The sequence below is a fragment of the Novibacillus thermophilus genome (assembly GCF_002005165.1).
Taxonomy (GTDB): domain Bacteria; phylum Bacillota; class Bacilli; order Thermoactinomycetales; family Novibacillaceae; genus Novibacillus; species Novibacillus thermophilus.
Map to the genome: position 1 here is coordinate 3,512,323 of NZ_CP019699.1, position 19,534 is coordinate 3,531,856.

The following is a 19,534-nucleotide window of genomic DNA, read 5'->3' on the forward strand; positions in this document are numbered from 1 at the left end:
TCACCGATAGCCTGAATCTTAAGCATGCACATCAAAAAAGAAACGTGCCGCCCTTTTTGTGAAGGGGGCACGATTTTTGACGACGTTAAGTTCATGAAGCCCACCGTTAAGTCTACCGGGAGTTTCTTCCCTTGTCAACCCGATCTAGTCGTCTACGCCGATGTCGTCCCCGAAATCCTCATCTTCCGAAACGAGCAAATCGTCTTCTTCGTCTCTGGTGTCCCTCTCGTCGTATTCGCTTTCTTCCTCGTCAAGGTAATCGTCGTCATCGTAGTCGTCTTTCACACTGGCGGCAACTGCCGCATCTGACGCCTGATCCAGCGTGTACCGCTCTTTTAAGCCCCACAGGCTGCGACCGACGCAAACAAAACGTCCGTCTATGTTAATATCCGTGTAAAGCTGTGCCATGTAAGACCGCATGCCTTCCTCTGTCAATCCTTTGATTTCGGCTACTTTCTCAGTTAGGTCACGGTAGTGAAGAGGTTCTTCCGACTGTTTCAACAACTCGTAAACTAAATCGACCATCGGCACTTCTTTCGCTTCCTCGGGTGTAAGTTCCAATGCCGCTTTTTTTGCCATTGAGACACGTCCCTTCTATCCCGATTCTGACCTTCTGCGACACAACTATTTTAACCAATATAAGGGCAATGTCAAACGTTACAAATTCCGCCGGTACTTGCCGCCTACTTCGTACAGAGCGCGGGTGATTTGGCCGAGACTGGCCACGCGAACTGTTTTGCGCAGCTCTCTAAAAATGTTTCCTCCCTCCTTTGCCACTTGTTTTAGGCGGTTGAGTGCCGCTTCAGCCTCTTTTCGGTGTTTCTGTCGAAATTGTCGAACGTGCTCGATCTGACTCTTCTTCTCTTCTTCCGTGGCCCGGGACAGTTGGTATTCTGCTTCAGACGGTTCCCCTTCACCCAAAAACGTGTTGACGCCGATGATTGGCAGCTGGCCTGAGTGCTTCAACGTTTCGTAGTACAACGACTCCTCTTGAATTTTGCTCCGCTGGTACTGGTTCTCCATCGCACCAAGGACGCCACCTCGGGCGTTGATGCGCTCGAACTCCGACAGCACCGCTTCCTCTACCATGTCGGTCAGCTCTTCGACGATGAAGGCGCCCTGGAGCGGGTTTTCGTTTTTCACGAGCCCGAGCTCTTTCGTAATGATGAGCTGGATAGCCATCGCCCGGCGCACAGACGCTTCCGTCGGCGTCGTGATCGCTTCGTCGTAGGCGTTCGTGTGGAGTGAATTGCAGTTGTCGTAAATGGCCAAGAGTGCCTGCAGCGTGGTACGAATGTCGTTGAACGACACTTCCTGGGCGTGCAGAGAACGGCCAGACGTCTGGATGTGGTACTTCAACTTCTGACTCCGCTCGTTTCCGCCGTACTTCTGCTTGATGACCGTTGCCCAGATGCGGCGCGCCACTCTCCCGATGACTGTGTACTCGGGATCTAACCCATTGCTGAAGAAAAAGGACAGATTTGGCGCAAACTGATCGATGGCCATCCCCCGGCTGACAAAGTATTCGACGTAAGTGAAGGCGTTCGCTAAGGTGAACGCGAGTTGTGAGATGGGGTTGGCACCCGCTTCGGCGATGTGATACCCGCTGATGCTGACCGAGTAGTAATTCTGTACGCCGTGGTCGATGAAGTACTGTTGCACGTCCCCCATGAGACGCAAAGCAAATTCTGTGGAGAAAATACACGTATTTTGTCCCTGGTCTTCTTTTAAAATGTCCGCCTGCACCGTGCCGCGCACCGTTTTCAACACGTCGGCTTCAATCTCACCTGCTTCGTCCGGCGTCGGTTCCCTCCCCTTTTCTTCGCGGAACCGGTTCAGCTCTTGATCGACGGCTGTGTTCAGGAACATGGCGAGAATAATCGGAGCCGGTCCGTTAATCGTCATCGACACGCTGGTGCTCGCATGGCACAAGTCAAAGCCGGCAAACAGCTGGTGCATGTTTTCCTGTGTACACACGCTGACCCCGCTCTCGCCCACTTTCCCGTAAATGTCCGGCCGGTCATCCGGATCTTCGCCGTAAAGGGTCACGCTGTCAAAGGCCGTAGACAGCCGTTTTGCGGGATCGTTTTCTGACAGGTAGTGGAAGCGGCGGTTCGTGCGCTCAGGTGTTCCTTCCCCGGCAAACTGACGTTTCGGGTCCTCCTCCTCCCGTTTAAACGGGAACACACCGCTTGTGAACGGAAACGATCCGGGCACGTTTTCTTTTAGCCGCCAGCGCAAGACGTCCCCCCAGTCTTCGTAACGGGGAAGGGCCACTTTCGGAATGCGCGTCCCCGCAAGGGAGGTCGTGTACGTCTGCGTGCGCTTCTCTCGGCCGCGGACCGTTGTGACAAATTCCTCTCGTTCGTACCGCTTTTTAAGTTCTGGCCACGTTTCGATGAGGCGTCGACATTCAGGGTCAAGGCGCTGGCGCGCCGCTTCCGTTTCCATTCGCACGTGTTCGATCACCTGTTCAGGAACTTCGGACTCACGCCGTTTTAGGGTACGCAATGTCCCGTCGAGCTGATACCACTCCCGGGCCAAAGCCACTTGTTCCTCGCAAAAGGCACGGTAATCCCGCACGGTCTGAGCGGCTTCGTACAGGTAGTGTTCGCGGTTCGGTGGAATAATGGGCCCCGTCTGTCTGGAGTCAGCCGGTTCTGGCGGCAGTTCCCACCGGATGCCACACTTATCGTTCAGTAAAGCGATGAGGCTTCGGAACAGACGGCTCGTTCCCACATCTTGGAATTGGTTAGCCCGCGTGGCAAAGACCGGCAGTTTGTCGTCAGGGATGTCGAACAGGTGGTGATTGCGCTTGTACTGTTTGCGCACCTCCCTCAGGGCGTCTTCTGACCCGCGGCGATCGAACTTATTAATGGCCACAGCATCGGCCACATCCAACATCTCGATTTTCTCCAGTTGGGACGGTGCCCCAAAGTCACTCGTCATCACGTAGAGGGACACGTCCGCTATGTCGACGATGGCGGAGTCGCCCTGTCCGATCCCGCTCGTCTCGACGATCACCAGGTCAAATCCAGTCTGCTGCAAGACAGCTACAGCAGACTGGGTGGCGTGGCTCAACTCAGAGCGGGCTTTCCTCGTCGCGAGACTGCGCATGTAGACGCGCGGGTGGTGAATGGCATTCATCCGAATGCGGTCACCGAGCAAAGCCCCGCCCGTCTTTTGCCGGGACGGATCAATGGAGAGGATGGCCACCGTTCGGTCGGGGTACTGCTCTAAAAAGCGCTGGACGAGTTCGTCGGTGAGGGAACTTTTGCCTGCACCCCCCGTTCCCGTAATACCGAGAACCGGGATACGGTTATTTTCTCCAGTGTGCTGCCGCGTTTCTTCCTGCTGCCCGACCGCCTGTTCTCGAGCGGTGATGCGACGGGCAATCGCCCTAAAATCGGACGTGTCGAGAGACAGCTGGTCCCAACCTCCTTGTCGTTCCAGGGGAAAGTCGCACGCTTTCACCATGTGATTGATCATGCCCTGCAGTCCCATCTTGCGCCCGTCGACAGGAGAAAAGATGCGGTTGACGCCGTAAGCTTCCAGTTCGCGTATTTCGCGAGGAATGATCACTCCCCCTCCGCCCCCGAACAGCTGAATGTGATCAGCACCCCGTTCCTTCAACAAGTCGACCATGTAGCGAAAGAATTCCATGTGACCGCCCTGGTATGAACTGACGGCAATCCCCTGGACGTCTTCCTGTATGGCAGCCGACACGATTTCGTCGACAGAGCGGTTGTGCCCCAGGTGGACGACTTCCACGCCGCTCGCCTGCAGCAAACGGCGAATCAAGTTGATGGCGGCGTCATGTCCGTCGAACAGACTTGCCGCAGTGACAAACCGGACGTGGTGCTGAGGTCGATAAACTTCCGGCTTTTCCATATCCGACTCCCCTTTTAATACTGCTTGGTGGCACGGGCCACCTGCCATTTATGCCAACACAAAAGCACAGACGAAAACGTCACACTCCGCCGCTACCACACCTCCACAGCGTAGAACGCAAGCTGTGAAGTTTAGTTCGCAACGAAAACATGACGGCATACCGCTTCATACGAGTAGCACTTCCATGTGCAGAGTGCCGCCTCCGGCAATACAACCCGACAGCATACCACCAATACCCGAACACGTCCCGCGATTTTTTCTGTTCTGCTTTTTGAACCTGCAATGCGTCAAAAGCGTTCACAGGCATGCGGCTGCCGAGAACAGATCCGCTGTACACTGGCAAGGTAAAACGCCAGGTCAAGACTCGCTCAACAAATGTCTCGCGACGACGAGGCGTTGGATTTCGTTCGTCCCTTCGTAAATTTGGGTAATTTTCGCGTCGCGCATCATGCGCTCAACTGGGTACTCGCGAGTGTAGCCGTAACCCCCGAACACTTGCACAGCTTCAGTCGTCACGTACATGGCTGTGTCGCTGGCGTACATTTTGGCCATGGCCGACGCTTTGCCGTACGGTTCCCCGGCGCTTTCCAGCCAAGCGGCCCGGTACGTGAGCAACCGCGCCGCCTCGACACGCGTCGCCATGTCCGCCAGTTTGAACTGAATCGCCTGAAACTGGCTGATCGGCCTGCCGAACTGCTCCCGCTGTTTGGCATACGCCACGGCGGCATCCAGGGCGCCTTGGGCAATCCCGACCGCTTGCGCCGCGATGCCGGTGCGTCCCCCATCCAGCGTCATCATCGCAATTTTGAAGCCCTGTCCTTCCCCGCCGAGGCGGTTATCTACCGGTATGCGGCAATTTTCAAACAGAAGTTCTACCGTCGGGGAGGAACGAATGCCCAGTTTCTTCTCTCTTTTGCCGAAGCAAAATCCACGCGTGCCCTTTTCGACGATAAAGGCCGTGATGCCCCGGTGTCCTTTTTCAGGGTCTGTGACGGCGAAGACGATGTACGTTTCCGCTTCGCCGCCGTTTGTCGTAAAAATTTTCGTACCGTTGAGCACGTAGCTGTCGCCGTCGAGTACCGCCGTCGTCCGCATAGCCGCTGCGTCGGACCCGGACCCGGGTTCTGTCAAGGCGTACGCCCCCAGTTTTTTCCCTTCAGCCATCGGACGCAAAAACGTCTGTTTTTGCTCTGGTGTGGCAAAGGTGTGCAGCGGCCATCCCGCCAGTGAGATGTGAGCGGACAACGTGACGCCGGTGGAAGCACACACCCGCGACAGCTCCTCCACGGCGATGGCGTAGCTGAGGTAGTCGGCCCCACTGCCGCCTTCTTCTTCTGGCCACGGGATGCCGGTCAGTCCAAGTTCTCCCATTTTGTCGAATATGCCGCGGTCGAATCGCTCCTCTTCATCCCGTTCAGCCGCTGTGGGAGCGACTTCTTTTAGGGCAAATTCCCGCACCATTTTCCGCATCATGTCGTGCTCTTCCGTCAGTTTAAAATCCATCGGCAGCCTCCCCCCATGCCCATGTATTCAACCTCGCAACAGTTCTTTACTGATGACCATGCGCTGTATTTCGTTGGTTCCCTCGTAAATTTGTGTCACTTTCGCCTCGCGGAACAAACGTTCAACCGCGTACTCTTTCGTACAACCTTCATGCCCTAACAGTTGCACCGCTTCGGTCGCCAACCGCATCGCAGCGTCAGACGCGGCCAGTTTGGCCATGGCCACTTCTTTCGCACACGGCTTGCCTTCTTCTTTCAACTGGGCGGCGCGGTATACTAGTAGCCGAGCGGCTTCCACTTGAACCACCATCTCCCCCAGCTTGCTTTGGACCAGGGGCATGGCCGCAAGAGGTCGACTGTACGGACGCCGCTCTGTCACATAGTCTACCACCAGCTCCAACGCCGCCTCCGCAATGCCGAGGGCCTGTGCGCCGATCACGATTCTGCCGCCGAGCAAACTCGCGATGGCGACGGAGAACCCTTCACCTTCTTCGCCCAACCGGTTTTCTTCCGGAACGCGCACGTCGTCGAAGATGAGGGGCGCCGTCCCCGTCCCTCCGAGACCCATTTTGCGCTCCTGCTTTCCGCATGAAAGCCCCGGGCTCCCCTTTTCTACGACAAAGGCGGTGATGCCTTTTTCCGCTAACGCAAACGTCACAAACGTATCTGCACATGTAGCGTTTGTTACAAACGCTTTCATACCGTTGAGGACGTAATCATTCCCGTCGCGCCTGGCTGTCGTCCGCATACTTCTCACGTCAGAACCGGATTCAGGTTCTGTCAAGGCGAACGCGCCGAGGTGCTCCCCCTTCGCTAACGACGGGACGAAACGGGCCTTTTGCTCTTCTGTTCCAAAGGTGACAATCGGCATCGTCCCCACCGATGTGTGCACGGCGAGGATGACCCCTACGCCGGCGCTGACGCGCGAAATTTCTTCGATGGCCATCACATACGTCGTCCACCTTTCACCCGCCCCGCCCCACTTCTTGTCGACCGGGAGGCCGAGAAGCCCGTTTAATCCCATATCCTGCACTAAGTCTTGTGGAAACCGGTCCTTCTCGTCCATCTCGCGCACTCGGGGAGCGATTTTGTCTCGGGCGAACTGGCGGATCGCCTGCCGCAGCTGCTCTTGAACTTCTGAAAACCGCACGTTCACGGTTTTCCCCTCCTTCACATGAGGTCACCCACTCGCGAGGAGATGGGGTTTCCTTCAGCTTTTGCTTTCGAAGGAGTAGCGAGGAGCGGTCGCCTTAAGGAGGCGCTGAATGGATGCCAGGCAGATCTGACGAAGCCACTGCCTCGTCATCCACAATTTTCACGTTGACGGTCTCAGTTTGGCACTGTCCGCTTCTTCGTCGGTGTCGCGAATTGCCCTTCTACTGTCAGTCGTATGCGTAAAAGCCCCGGCCGGTTTTTCGCCCGAGCCAGCCGGCCTTGACGTATTGGCGCAAGAGCGGGCACGGGCGGTATTTCGGATCGCCGAATCCTTCGTAAAGGGTTTCCATAATGTAAAGACACGTGTCCAACCCGATGAAGTCCGCCAGCTGGATCGGTCCCATCGGATGATGCATCCCGAGCTTCATGACTTCGTCGACCGCTTCTGGCGTGGCGACTCCCTCGTAAACGGTGTAAATGGCTTCGTTAATCATCGGCATCAACACCCGGTTGGAAACGAATCCGGGAAAGTCCTTCACTTCGACCGGTGTTTTGCCCATCGCGCGCGCCAAGTTTTCTACTTCCCTTGAGACGCCGTCGGACGTCGCCAGGCCGCGAATGATTTCAACGAGTTTCATCACCGGTACCGGATTCATAAAGTGCATGCCGATGACCCGGTCCGGGCGGCCGGTCTCCGCCGCAATTTCAGTGATGGGCAAAGACGACGTGTTGCTGGCCAGTATGACTTCCGTAGGGGCCATCTCGTCCAGTCGGCGAAAGAGGTCTGCCTTCACTTCCATCTTTTCCGTGACGGCTTCGATGACGATATCGGCCTGGCGCACGTGTTCCAATTCAGTTGAGAGGCGAAGCCGCGACAAAACACCCGCCTTCTCCTCCCCCGACATCTTCTCCTTCTCTACGTAGCGGGACAACCGCTGTTCAATGGCCGCCCGCCCACGCTCCGCCAATTCGGCCTTAATGTCGTGCAAGATTACGGAATGTCCGGACTGGGCGGCCACTTGAGCGATACCACTTCCCATTTGTCCGGCTCCGACGACCATGATCGTCTCAATCGGCATCACATTTCCTCCTCAGTAAGCATTCACATCGCCTAGATCCATCTTAAAATGCGCGCTGCACCCCTTAGGTCCTCAGCACATGTCGTCCATTTCGCAGCGGAAGAGGGGTGACTTCACCGCGTCACATGAATGTCACTGCTTCTGCCGGCGCCGTAAAGGGCACTGGGGCTTGTAAAAATTACTCGTTGCCATACGTGTGGGAAGCGGTCACACTGTGGACATTTAACTTCCGTCCACACGAATCAGAACCGCATCCCCTTGGGCAGCCCCACTGCAAATGGCGGCGATTCCGAGACCACCGCCGCGGCGTCTCAGTTCATACATCAAGGTGAGTACAATGCGGGCGCCGCTGGCCCCGATCGGATGTCCCAAGGCGACAGCTCCACCGTTGACGTTTAATTTCTCACTGTCGATCCCGAGAAGTTTTTGACTCGTCAACGTCACTGCAGCAAACGCTTCGTTGATTTCAAACAAATGGATGTCGTCCAGGGCATAACCTGTCTTTTTCAACAGTTTTTGAGCGGCGAGGGCTGGAACAGTGGCCAAATAAGGGGCTTCGGCCCCAACCGTGGCGTGCCCTAAAATTTCAGCCTTCGGACGCAATCCCAACGCCTCGGCCTTTTCCGCCGATGCGAGGACGAATGCACCCGCTCCGTCGTTGACCCCCGGAGCGTTGCCAGCAGTCACGGTCCCTTCTTCGTCGAAAATGGGGGGCAATTGGGCCAGCTTTTCCAGTGACGTGTCGCTGCGCGGCGCTTCGTCGGTGTCCACGCGTTGAGCCCCTTTTCTTTGGCGCACGGTAAACGGCACAATTTCTTCCCCCATCTTGCCGCTCGCGATCGCAGCGATGGCCCGCTCGTGACTGCGCAGCGCCCACTCGTCTTGAGATTTCCGGTCGACGCCGTACTCCTGGGCCACTCGACTTCCATGTACAGCCATGTGCACGTCGTCGAACGCACACCACAACCCGTCGTGAACCATTAAGTCTCTCGTCTCAACGTGCCCCATCCTGTGCCCCCACCGCGCCTGTGGCAGTATGTACGGCGCTTGGCTCATGCTTTCCATCCCGCCAGCCACGATGACGTCAGCGTCCCCGCTGCGGATGATTTGTTCGGCTAGCGTGACGCTTCTCAACCCGGAGGCGCACACTTTGTTCAACGTTTCCGACGTCACGTCCCAAGGGAGCCCAGCTTTGCGCGCTGCCTGTCGGGACGGGATCTGTCCAGCTCCCCCTTGCAACACCATCCCCATCACGACGTGCTCCACTTCTTCCGGGGGAACATGAGATCGCTTTAACGCCTCGCTTATGGCGTGAGCCCCGAGATCGACTGCAGGTACATCCTTGAACACCCCGCCGAATTTGCCAATCGGCGTTCGCACCCCGTCTACGATGACTGTCCGTTTCATCGTCCTTCTCCTCTCTTTAAACGTCAGTAGTCGTTCTCCCCTCAGTGAACGAACGGCTTTTCTCTCGTTCCGCCGTCAGGTCCAAAAACAGACTCGGCCAATATTTCCGCCACGTCTTTCGTGTGGACTTTATCCTCCACTTCTTTCGCTTTCGTTCCGTCACTCATCATCGTCAGGCAATACGGGCACGCGCTGGCAATGGTGCTCGGGTTCACGGCCATCGCCTGTTCCGTCCGGGCGACGTTCACCCGGATGCCGTCCGTCTCTTCCATCCACATCATCCCGCCGCCGGCGCCACAGCACATGGCGTTCTCCCGGCTGCGCGCCATCTCCACCAGCTCCGCGCCGGGGATGCGCGAGATGATGGTCCGCGGTGCGTCGTACTGGTCGTTGTACCTTCCGAGGTAACACGAGTCGTGGTACGTGATGCGCTCGTTCACTGCAAACCGCGGCTCAAGCCGCCCTTCTTCTAACAAGAGGGCCAGCAGTTCGGTGTGGTGGTACACGTCCACTCCTTCCAACCCAAAGTCCGGGTACTCGTGTTTGAACGTGTTGTAGGCGTGGGGGTCGCACGTGACGATCTTTTTCACCTTGTACTTTTGGAAGGTGGCGATGTTTTCGGCCGCCAACTGTTGAAAGAGAAAGTCGTTCCCCATCCGGCGCGCCACGTCGCCGGAGTTTTTCTCTTCGTTCCCAAGGATGGCAAAGGAGACTTCTGCCTCGTGCAGCAAGCGCACGAACGCTTCCGACACTTTCGTGCTGCGGCTGTCGAACGAGCCCATGGAGCCGACCCAGAATAAGTATTCGAACGATTCGACTTGCTTCACAGTGGGGACGGTCAGCTCTTCCCGGCCTTCTACCCACTTCACCCGCTCTTTGCGGTTAATGCCCCACGGGTTGCTCTGCCGCTCGATGTTTTGGAAAGTGCGGGAGACTTCCGGCGGCATCTTTCCTTCGGTCAGGACGAGGTAGCGCCGCATGTCGACGATTTTGCCGACGTGTTCGTTGCTCACCGGGCAGGCGTCTTCGCAGTTGCGGCACGTGGTGCACGCCCACAACTCGCTTTCGGTGATGACGTCGCCAATCAGTTGGACGGGGTAATCGTACTCCGGATGCGCCCGGTCGGCCGCCTCGTTCACCCGCGTGACGGCAGTCTCCATTGCCGTTTGGTTCGCTCCGGCAAAGGCGAAGGCCGGCATCCACGGCGACCGTGAGGTGATGGCGGATCCTTTCTCGGTTAAGTGGTCCCGCATTTTGACGATGAGGTCCATCGGCGAGAGCATTTTGCCCGTCCCCGCTGCCGGACAGACGTCGGTGCAACGCCCGCACTCGACGCAGGCGTACAGATCGAGGAGCTCGTTGCGGTCGAACTGTTCGATTTTGTTTTTCCCGAACGACTCCGCCTCTTCGTCTTCGAAGTCGACGTTCTCAAGCTTCCCGGGCGGGTCCTGCCGCTTGAGAAAGACATTGATCGGAGCGGCGATTAAATGAGCGTGCTTGGACTGGGGCACGTAGACGAGAAAGGCGAACAAGACGAGGGCGTGCATCCACCAAAAGGCGTAAAATCCGACCATGGCCGCTGTATCGGACAGACCCAGGAATGGAAGCGCCAACAAGGAAGCGACGGGATGTGCCCAGCCGGTGGTTTCTTTCTGCCACACGACGTCGAAGGCAGCAGACATGAGGATGGAGACCATTAAGGACGTGAGAAACCAAATGACGAGCCCTGCTTTCCACGTCTGTTTGAGCCGGGCCAATTTCTCCCCGAACCGGCGGTACGCCGCGTAAACGGTCGCCATCAGGACGAGGAGGGTCACGATTTCCTGGACGAAGGTAAACGCCGGGTACGCCGGTACCGGCAAGTGGTGGCCGGGAGCCAACCCTTTGATGAACAGGTCGACGGCGCCGAACTGCAAGACGATGAACCCGTAGAACATGATGACGTGCATGAGGCCGCTCTTTTTGTCTTTGAGCAGTTTCTTCTGTCCAAAGACGTTGATCCACACTTCTTTAAGCCGCGCATCGTACTGCTTTTTCATCGGGGCTTTTCTCCCCAGTGATATGAACTGATAGCGGCTGTACACGACGTAGCCAAACAAGTAGAGGGCATAAGCTGCGACAGCGAGAAAGACGAGCCAGTTGATGATTAGCCACACGCTCAATGGTGCCACTCCTTTTGTCAACTTGGGTCTTAATTTTGGGACATGCGATTGAATTTCAACTTATCTGCATTGTATCATAAAATGCATGTCCATTTCTTCGCTGTCTTATTATATCATGTTATATCGTGTAGTGGCATAACGAAATTTTGGATGGCGGATGACTCAAAAAAAGTGTTCAAGAAGCCCCTTTTTTCGCTTTCTTGAACACCTCGAGCTGTAAGAGATCACTCACCAATGGCGCTTTTTTCAATTACATGCACGTCCACCCGCTCTTCCTGTTCATCGAACCAGTGTACTTTCTCCCAATCCAGTTTGAGGCCCACCAAATCGTGCACCTCAACGCGCAGGGGCCGCGCCGCGCGGACGCGCAACCGGTCGCCGCCGTAGTCGACCGTGTACAAATATTCATGGCCAAGCGCTTCCTCCAACACCACTTTACCGGTGATGTCCCCTTCGTACGGCGATGTGAGGGCGATGTGTTCCGGTCGAACGGCCAATACAAGACGTTGATGCTGAAAGGATACAGAGGGTCCCAGTTTCGTCACCACACTGCGGTCCCGCGCATTCAACGCCCGCCCGCCTTGAATCACGACCGGTATGACATTAATGGACGGACTGCCGAGAAATTGTGCCACAAACAGACGGGCCGGGCGGTCGTACAACGTCATCGGCTCACCGTAAGCCATGAGCGCGCCGTCTTTCATCAGTGCAATTTTGTCCGCCATGGTCATCGCTTCCGTTTGGTCGTGTGTGACAAAAATAGCCGTGATCCCCAGCTGCTGCTGAATGTTGCGGATTTCCGCCCGCATGCGCATGCGCAGAGACGCGTCGAGGTTCGAGAGCGGTTCGTCCAGAAGCAAAAGCGCCGGCTCTTTCACGAGGGCCCGCGCCAGCGAGACGCGTTGCTGCTGGCCGCCGGACAACTCACCGGGTTTGCGCTTTAGGAGGTGCTCGATTTGGACCAGCTCGGCCACTCGATGGACCCGCTGTCGAATCTCGTGCGCTTTCTTTTTTTGGATGGAGAGCGGAAAAGCGATATTGTCGAAGACACTCATGTGGGGGTAGAGGGCGTAATTTTGAAAGACCATCCCAATTTTCCGCTCTTGCGGTCGCAAGTGGTTGACAACTTTGTCTCCAAAGCGGATCGTGCCCTTTGTCGGCCGGTAAATGCCGGCCAGCATGAACAGGGTCGTCGTCTTGCCGCAGCCGGAAGGTCCGAGGAGCGCCACCATGTCGCCGTCTTTCACGTGTAACGTGAGCCCTTTGACAGCGCGGACAGAACCGAACTGCTTGTCTACGTTTTCCAGTTGAACATCCATTACCCTTTCACCCCTCCTGAAAAGATGTTTAACAGATACTTTTGCGTCAAGGCGTAGAAGATGAGCACGGGGAGGATGTAGAACAACCCGACAGCTGTCACCAACCCGTAGTTCGCTTCATCGGCCTGACTCGTGAGCATGTTGAGAAAGACAGACAGCGTCTGAGTCGACGAATTCGGCGCGAATAAAAACGGGATCATAAACTCGCTCCAACCTGTTAAAAAGGCGAAGACAGCCAAGGCAGCCAAACCGGGACGCACGACAGGCATCACCACTTTCCGCCAGACGTTCCAACGTGATGCCCCGTCCACCATGGCCGCAATTTCGAGATCCCACGGCACGTTGTCAAAAAAACCTTTCATGATCCAGATGGCAAACGGCAACTCAAAGGCGACCTTGACGACGATGACGCCCGTTAAGGTGTCGTACAGGCCGAGCATGCGCAAAATGAAAAAGATGGCAATGATGAGCGTGATGCTCGGAAACGCGTGGAGAATGATCACAAAGGAGAGAAACAGCCGTCTGCCTGGAAAATTCAGCCGGGAGATGGCATATGCGGCCAGTGAGGCGACTAAAAGTTCCACTACCGTAACGCAAGCGGCAAACAGGAACGTGTTGACCGCGTACGCCCATATGCTGGCTGCCCCTTGCTTTGTCTCCCACAGGAAGCGCCAGTTGTCCAGGGTAAACCCTTGCGGGATGATTCCCTGCATCCCCGTACTGAAGGAGGACACAAACAGCCAGGTGTACATCATGACGATCGGCAAGGTGATCGGAATGAGAATGAGGTAAGGCACCCAAGCGCGACGGGCGTTCTCCGACTGCTGCATGTCCGTGATCCCTCCCATCAGTTGATTTCGATTTTCGGCCGGGCCACAAGCTCTTTAAACCGGAAAAACTTAAAGTACACGACGGACATGATAATCCCAATGACGACGAGGATAGCTGTGAGCGCTGCCCCCAGGCCGTACTGGGCGTTGCCGTAGTAATTGGACAGGGCGGTGTGGTAAGCGTAAAGCGACCACACTTCCGTCGTGTAAAATCCGGGCCCGCCGTTAGTCGTGAGCATAATGTACTCAAAGGACGTCAACAGTGACAGTGTTTGGTACACAGTCGTAAACAGTATCGGCCACTTTAACTGGGGCAGCACAATCCTGCGGATGATCTGCCAGTTTGAGGCGCCGTCCACTTCGGCGGCCAAAAAGTGGGTGGACGGAATGGACTGGATGGCGGAACTGAACAGAATCATGCCCATGGACGCCCCGACGAAGCCGTTTAACGCAATGATAAACAGCCACGGCTGGGCGTACATCCAGTTTTGCGGCTCGACGCCGAGGGGCGCAAGCCACTGGTTGAGGATGCCGTACGGCGCGTCAGCGGCAGCCCACTTCATCATGATCACGTACACGACAGAAGGGGTGATCCGCGGCAACAGCCACAAGGCGCGGAAAACTGACCCTTGCGGCTTGGGGATAAATGCCGTCGCCACAGCAATGACGAGCCCCAATCCGACGTTGAAGAAGATCAAGGTACCGGCAACGTACAGAAAGGTGTTCTTTAAGATCACCGGTACCCACGGACTGTCGGCAATGCTCCGGTAATGCTCCAACCCGATCCAGCTAAACCCGCTTAAGCCCGTGGACACACTCATGTCCGTCATGCTGATGATGAGCGTGATGACGACCGGCGCGACAAAAAAGCAAACCGTAACGACGAGGGACGGCAACAAAAAGAGGAGGGGAAGCCGGTAGCGGCTCCACCACCCTTCTGCCGGTTCGCCTCGCGTCACTTGAGCGTCCACCGTTGTCACACTCATCGGATGATCACCTCATCCCCCAGCTGCCGCTCCAGCTCTTCCACGACGATGTCGACAGCTTCTTGCGGCACCATCTGTCCCGCCTCGACGGCAGTCAAGCCCCGAAAGACGGCTTCATCATACGTGCCGAACTGCTCGTGGTTCGGCAAGTAGGTCGTGTACTGGAGCATGTACGTCACGTCGCTTAAAAACGGATCATTGGCGTAGTCAGGATCTTCTTCCTGCGTTTCCAGTATCGCGAGGTGATTGCTTTCCACAGCGTGCTTCGTGTTCAACTCCGGCGTCGTCGCCATGGCCAACACTCTCGCCGCCCAGTCGGGATGCTCGCTCTCTGACGTGATCATGTAGACGAGCGGATGGGACAAGGTTACCGGCGTGCCGCCTTTTTCACCCGCTGGCACTAAGGCGTAGCCCATGTTCTCCCAGTCTTCTTCCGACAAGTTGTACTGTTCTTTCCACTCGGCGACAGTCCACGTACCCGCCTGGCTGATAAACGCCTCCTTCGACGTCACAGTCTTGTGCCAGATGTCCCACTCCATGCCGATGAAGTCTTCCGGCGTGGTCTCGTATTCAAACACCGTATCGTGGAAGAACTGGTAAAACTTCAGCAGCGCCTCTCGATCGAGTACAAGTTTTCCTTCAGTGTCATCGAACATCTCACCGCCGAAGGCGTAGTAAAACATGTAAAAGTCGTTCCCCTGCTGCGGGCGGTGGAAAAACCCGTGCCCCTCTTTCACGATACCTTGTTCCTGGGCTTTGTTGGCCGTCTCTAACAAATCGTACAGCGTAAAGTCGCCCGATTCGATTTTTTCGGGCAAGGCGTCAATCTCTTCGTCGGACCAGCCCAGCTCCTTCAAGTACTCTTTTTGGTAGTATATGGGACGGGCCTCGACGTCTTGCGGGATCGCCCAAGTGTTCCCTTTATACTGTACTGATTCCCACAGCACGTCGTACACGTCGTCGAATTGTTCATGTTCTTCGACGTACTCGTCCAAGGGCACAATGTAACCGGCTTGCGACCACGGCGCCACATCTTCGTGCCCGCTCAAAATGATGTCAGGAGCTTTATTCGATTCAACGGCCAGGGTAAATTGCTGTTTGTAGTCGTTCCAGTCCACATCCTCATGCTTGCCTTCAATGACAATTCGCGTCGCTTCCCCTTCGGCTTCCAACTGTTCGTTCAGCTGTTTCGCCGCTTCTTTAATGTTTTCCATTCGGTGCTCTTCCTGTGGCTTTCCGATCGTCCACACTTCCAGCGTCACGGTGTCACCGTCCGCCTTGACGCCGTCTCCACTACTGTCGGCTTCCCCACTGTCGCCGCCACTTGCAGGGTCCGTGCTGCAACTGGCCAAAATGAGGCTTAACACAAGTAGACTCACGAGCAACGTGCGCTTTTTACCGTGATACACGATGTTTCCCCCTGTCTACATTTTAGTTTAAACGGTCAAACTCAAGCCGATGACGATGCACACGAACGCAGTCGACCACCTCCTTAAACAAGAGATGCCGTCACAACTCCGAACCTGTACTCCACGACTCTAGTGGGATCGTTCCCACTTGATACAGACATTGGGAAGACGCATGTATCATGAATACAGTTTTCTAACGCCTTTGCTGGCGAAACCGAAGGGGGCAATGCCCCGTAAAGACGACAAAGCGTGGTAACGTTCCCACTCATCCCACATGTTTACGTTTGGCGCGCGTCTTCTACGTTGATTCCCGTACGACGAGGGACGCCGGGAGCGTGATCTCCTCGCCGAGGTCTTCGTTGCGGGATTCGCTGTTTATGTGGCGCAACAACTGACGAACCGCCAGCTCTCCAATCAATGTTTTGTCCACTTTCACCGTCGTGAGGGCCGGCTCGTACAGCGAAGCAAATTCAATATCGTCAAACCCGACGACACTCACGTCGTGCGGAACTTGGATGCCGTTCGCTTTTAGCTCTTTAATCACCCCGATCGCTGTCATGTCGTTCGCTGCAAATATAGCAGACGGGAGACGGGACTGCCCTAGAAAGTAACGGGCTCCCTGTTTACCCTGCTCCACTTTGGCATCCGTAAAATAGACGAGGGCCTCATCATACGCGACCCCATGATGGTGAAGGGCTTGCCTGTACGCCTCGTAGCGTTGACGTTCGTCGGGGTCACATATGAGACCGATGCGGCGATGCCCTTGTTTTAACAAATAGTAGACGGCGTCGTACGCCCCTCCGTAGTCATCGTTCTTGACGTAACTCGCATTTTCTACTTTTACGGAATGATTGACCAACACGACGGGAATATTCGCCGCGCTAAAGCGTTCTAGAATGTCACGCGTCATGCGGCTAGCCAGTATTACGCCATCGACGCGCTGGGCTTGAAAGTTTTCGATACACTTTTGGATGTCGCGATCTGTAAATACGAGTACCCCGTGGTTGTACACGGTCGCTGTTTCGACTACAGCCGAGAGAAGCTGCGAGTAAAACGGGTGGGACAAAACGGGCTCGTGTCGATGGTGGATGAGAAAACCGATGTTTCCAGTCTGTTTTGTCACCATGGCCCGCGCGATGGCATTCGACGTGTAGTTCAGCTCTTTAGCAGCCTGCATCACCTTTTCTTTCGCTTCCTGACTGTACTTACCACTGTTCGATAGCACCCGTGAAACCGTCGACTTGGATACCCCTGCTAACCGTGCAACATCTTTAATCGTGGCACTCATAGAAGCTTTCTCCCAACAACGGGAACGTTCCCATTCAGTTCTTCTCAATAGTTTATTATATAAAAACCGACCGGGCGCGACAATACTTTCTAACGCATTTCGTCCGCGCCCGCGATCCCAGGAAGATCTCACCTCTTCCCGTTAGGCTCAAAGGTCTTTCTGAATGTGACTGCGCTCCGGAGTACAGGCATCGCCCACGACCCGCTTCCCCTGCTGAGTCTTCCTGTATGTCACATGCGTTCCGGAGCAGACACACCCACCAGTGCCAGTCCGTTCTTAATCACCGTCGCCACCGCCCGCAACAAATTCAAACGGGCGCGACTCAACTCCACGTCGTCCGTCAACACGCGCTCTGCATTGTAATAGCTGTGAAATTGGGAGGCCAAGTCGTACAAGTAGTTCAAAATGCGGTGCGGTGCCAGCTGTTCTGCCGCAGTCGCGATTTCCTGCGGAAAATCGCCCAGTTTCATCAACAGGTCACTCTCCCGCTCGCGGGTCAACCGCTTCAACACAGCGGGCTCAAGTTTTGTGTCCAATCGTCTCTCTTCCGCTTGCCGCAACACACTGTGTATGCGCGCATGAGCGTACTGGACGTAAAACACGGGATTTTCGTTCGACTGGGAGACAGCGAGATCGAGATCAAAATCAAGATGCGTGTCCGAGCTCCGCATGGTGAAGAAATAGCGGGTCGCATCGACGCCTACTTCGTCCATCAACTCTTCCAAGGTGACCGCTTTTCCCGTCCGCTTGGACATCTTCACCTCTTCGCCGTCTTTGTACAGCCGCACCATTTGCGTGATGACAATCTGCAGTCGGCCCGGATCGTACCCGATTGCTTCAAGAGCCGCTTTCATGCGCGGGATGTACCCGTGGTGGTCGGCCCCCCACACGTTGATCAGCCGGTCAAATCCGCGGCTGAACTTGTTTTTGTGGTAAGCGATATCGGGAGTCAAGTACGTGTAGGACCCGTCTTGTTTCACGAGCACCCTGTCTTTGTCGTCACCGTAATCACTCGTCTTGAGCCAGGTGGCACCGTCTCGCTCATACAAAACGCCCCGCTCGAACAATTCGTCCAGTGTGCTGGTTACGTCCCCGAATCGTACAGCGAGGACTCGGAAAACCACTCGTCAAAGTGGACGCGGTACCGGTGTAAATCGGCCTTTATTTTGTCCAGTTCCTGTTGCAACCCGTACTCCCGGAAAAAAGCGAGGCGCTCTTTTTCCGGAACGGACACGTAGTGATCGCCGTACTCTTCCGCCAGCCTCTTCCCGAGTTCGACAATTTCTTTTCCGTGGTAGCCGTCTTCAGGCATTTCTTTATCGATACCTAGCGCCTGAAAGTAACGGACTTCGATGGAGCGGGCCAACATATTCACCTGGTTCCCGGCGTCGTTAATGTAGTACTCCCGGGTGACATCGTAACCCGCGGCGGAAAGGACGTTGCTCAAAGCGTCGCCGACTGCTGCCCCTCGAGCGTGGCCCAAGTGCAGATGTCCGGTCGGGTTGGCACTCACAAATTCGACGAGCACCTTCTCCCCTTTTCCGGCGTCACTGTGGCCGTAACGGTCTCCTTGTGTCAAAACAGTTTCCACAATGTCGGTCAGAACCGATTTGTCTAGAAAGAAATTAATAAATCCGGGACCGGCAATCTCTATTTTCTCGACGTGGGCCGCTCTTTTGTCGACATGTCGGACGAGGTGTTCGGCAATGTCCCGCGGGTTGCGGCGGGCAATGCGCGAAAGCTGCATCGCCATATTCGTGGCGACATCGCCGTGTACTTTGTCCTTCGGCGTTTCCAGCACAACGTCGGGGACCTCATCCACCTTCGCTAGTCCGGACTCTATCACCGCCTTGCGAATCTCGTTTCTCAGTGAGTCTTGCAGTTGCTCTAACACGTTCACGCCATTCACTCCGTTCCTGCCGGTTTTATCGTCAAGTTCATGTGAAACGTTCCTGCTTCGACACCGTTTAATCGCAGCCGGTAAGACCATTCCACCTGCCAGCCTTCTGGACCTGCACTCCGGTGGAAGCGTTCCGTCTCAGCCACCATTTCCATCGCGCCGTACGGATGAGTGTACAGGCCCTTCGTTTCCTTTTTCGGGTGAAAAACTTGCCGCATCGTCACGTAGCCGCGGCGAATGACAGTCAGACAGTTCTTTCCCACTTTGACTGTCGTCGTGGCGGATTCGCGCTCTTCTGTCCGCTCCGAAAAGCACACCACCCACTGCGCGTCGCCAAACCACCCTTTTCCTGTGCTCTCGCTCTGTTGACGGTCAACTGAACCGTCTTCTGCAATCTGGGTTGTCTGCAATCGGGTTTTCACCGTGATTCCGTCCGCCACGGTCCGTACCCCTTTCGCCAATTAATCGTTATCTTACCATCCTGCACACGCATCTGCCAAGTTTCTCGCAAACAAAAACGGGGAAGTAAATCCCCAAGACATACAATCCTAAACGGTGCGGAAAGTCTACCTGGTACTTTCCGCCATCTTAACGGCACGATAACAC

At 55.7% G+C, this 19,534-nt stretch carries 14 protein-coding genes and 1 pseudogene; all 15 read right to left on the bottom strand.

Features of this window, described 5'->3' with window-relative positions:
* Positions 1 to 144 precede the first annotated feature (144 nt).
* Positions 145 to 579 carry a DNA-directed RNA polymerase subunit delta gene (gene rpoE, locus B0W44_RS17115; protein ID WP_077721083.1) on the bottom strand — a complete coding sequence of 145 codons (435 nt, stop codon included), beginning with the start codon at positions 577 to 579 and terminating at the stop codon, positions 145 to 147.
* Positions 580 to 657: 78 nt separating this feature from the next.
* A complete protein-coding gene (icmF, locus tag B0W44_RS17120) occupies positions 658 to 3,891 on the bottom strand; it encodes a fused isobutyryl-CoA mutase/GTPase IcmF (RefSeq protein WP_077721084.1) in 3,234 nt (1,077 codons plus the stop codon).
* A 79-nt stretch (positions 3,892 to 3,970) separates the two neighbouring features.
* On the bottom strand, positions 3,971 to 4,252 hold the full coding sequence (locus B0W44_RS17925; protein WP_149027065.1) for a hypothetical protein: 282 nt from the start codon (positions 4,250 to 4,252) through the stop codon (positions 3,971 to 3,973).
* Positions 4,249 to 5,394, bottom strand: a complete 1,146-nt coding sequence (locus B0W44_RS17125; protein WP_077721085.1) for an acyl-CoA dehydrogenase — start codon at positions 5,392 to 5,394, stop codon at positions 4,249 to 4,251. The genes B0W44_RS17925 and B0W44_RS17125 overlap by 4 nt, the downstream gene beginning before the upstream one ends.
* 27 nt (positions 5,395 to 5,421) lie before the next feature.
* Entirely contained in the window at positions 5,422 to 6,543 is a 1,122-nt protein-coding gene (locus B0W44_RS17130; protein ID WP_418304109.1) for an acyl-CoA dehydrogenase family protein, read from the bottom strand.
* A gap of 232 nt (positions 6,544 to 6,775) precedes the next feature.
* Entirely contained in the window at positions 6,776 to 7,627 is an 852-nt protein-coding gene (locus tag B0W44_RS17135) for a 3-hydroxybutyryl-CoA dehydrogenase (protein WP_077721087.1), read from the bottom strand.
* A gap of 222 nt (positions 7,628 to 7,849) precedes the next feature.
* Positions 7,850 to 9,034 carry an acetyl-CoA C-acetyltransferase gene (locus B0W44_RS17140; protein ID WP_077721088.1) on the bottom strand — a complete coding sequence of 395 codons (1,185 nt, stop codon included), beginning with the start codon at positions 9,032 to 9,034 and terminating at the stop codon, positions 7,850 to 7,852.
* A gap of 41 nt (positions 9,035 to 9,075) precedes the next feature.
* Entirely contained in the window at positions 9,076 to 11,196 is a 2,121-nt protein-coding gene (locus B0W44_RS17145) for a (Fe-S)-binding protein (protein WP_077721089.1), read from the bottom strand.
* Positions 11,197 to 11,420: 224 nt separating this feature from the next.
* Positions 11,421 to 12,515, bottom strand: a complete 1,095-nt coding sequence (locus B0W44_RS17150; protein ID WP_077721090.1) for an ABC transporter ATP-binding protein — start codon at positions 12,513 to 12,515, stop codon at positions 11,421 to 11,423.
* Positions 12,515 to 13,345, bottom strand: a complete 831-nt coding sequence (locus B0W44_RS17155; RefSeq protein WP_228441302.1) for a carbohydrate ABC transporter permease — start codon at positions 13,343 to 13,345, stop codon at positions 12,515 to 12,517. Before B0W44_RS17155 ends, B0W44_RS17150 begins: the two co-directional genes overlap by 1 nt.
* 17 nt (positions 13,346 to 13,362) lie before the next feature.
* Positions 13,363 to 14,331, bottom strand: a complete 969-nt coding sequence (locus B0W44_RS17160) for a carbohydrate ABC transporter permease (RefSeq protein ID WP_077721092.1) — start codon at positions 14,329 to 14,331, stop codon at positions 13,363 to 13,365.
* Complete coding sequence (locus B0W44_RS17165; protein WP_077721093.1) at positions 14,328 to 15,740, bottom strand: sugar ABC transporter substrate-binding protein; 1,413 nt, start codon at positions 15,738 to 15,740, stop codon at positions 14,328 to 14,330. The genes B0W44_RS17160 and B0W44_RS17165 overlap by 4 nt, the downstream gene beginning before the upstream one ends.
* A gap of 298 nt (positions 15,741 to 16,038) precedes the next feature.
* A complete protein-coding gene (locus B0W44_RS17170) occupies positions 16,039 to 17,028 on the bottom strand; it encodes a LacI family DNA-binding transcriptional regulator (RefSeq protein WP_077721094.1) in 990 nt (329 codons plus the stop codon).
* A 230-nt stretch (positions 17,029 to 17,258) separates the two neighbouring features.
* Positions 17,259 to 18,928, bottom strand: a pseudogene (gene argS, locus B0W44_RS17175) (arginine--tRNA ligase).
* 5 nt (positions 18,929 to 18,933) lie between these two features.
* The gene (locus tag B0W44_RS17180; RefSeq protein ID WP_169835650.1) at positions 18,934 to 19,368 is read right to left on the bottom strand and encodes a YwiB family protein; all 435 of its coding nucleotides are present in this window, start codon (positions 19,366 to 19,368) and stop codon (positions 18,934 to 18,936) included.
* Positions 19,369 to 19,534 lie beyond the last annotated feature (166 nt).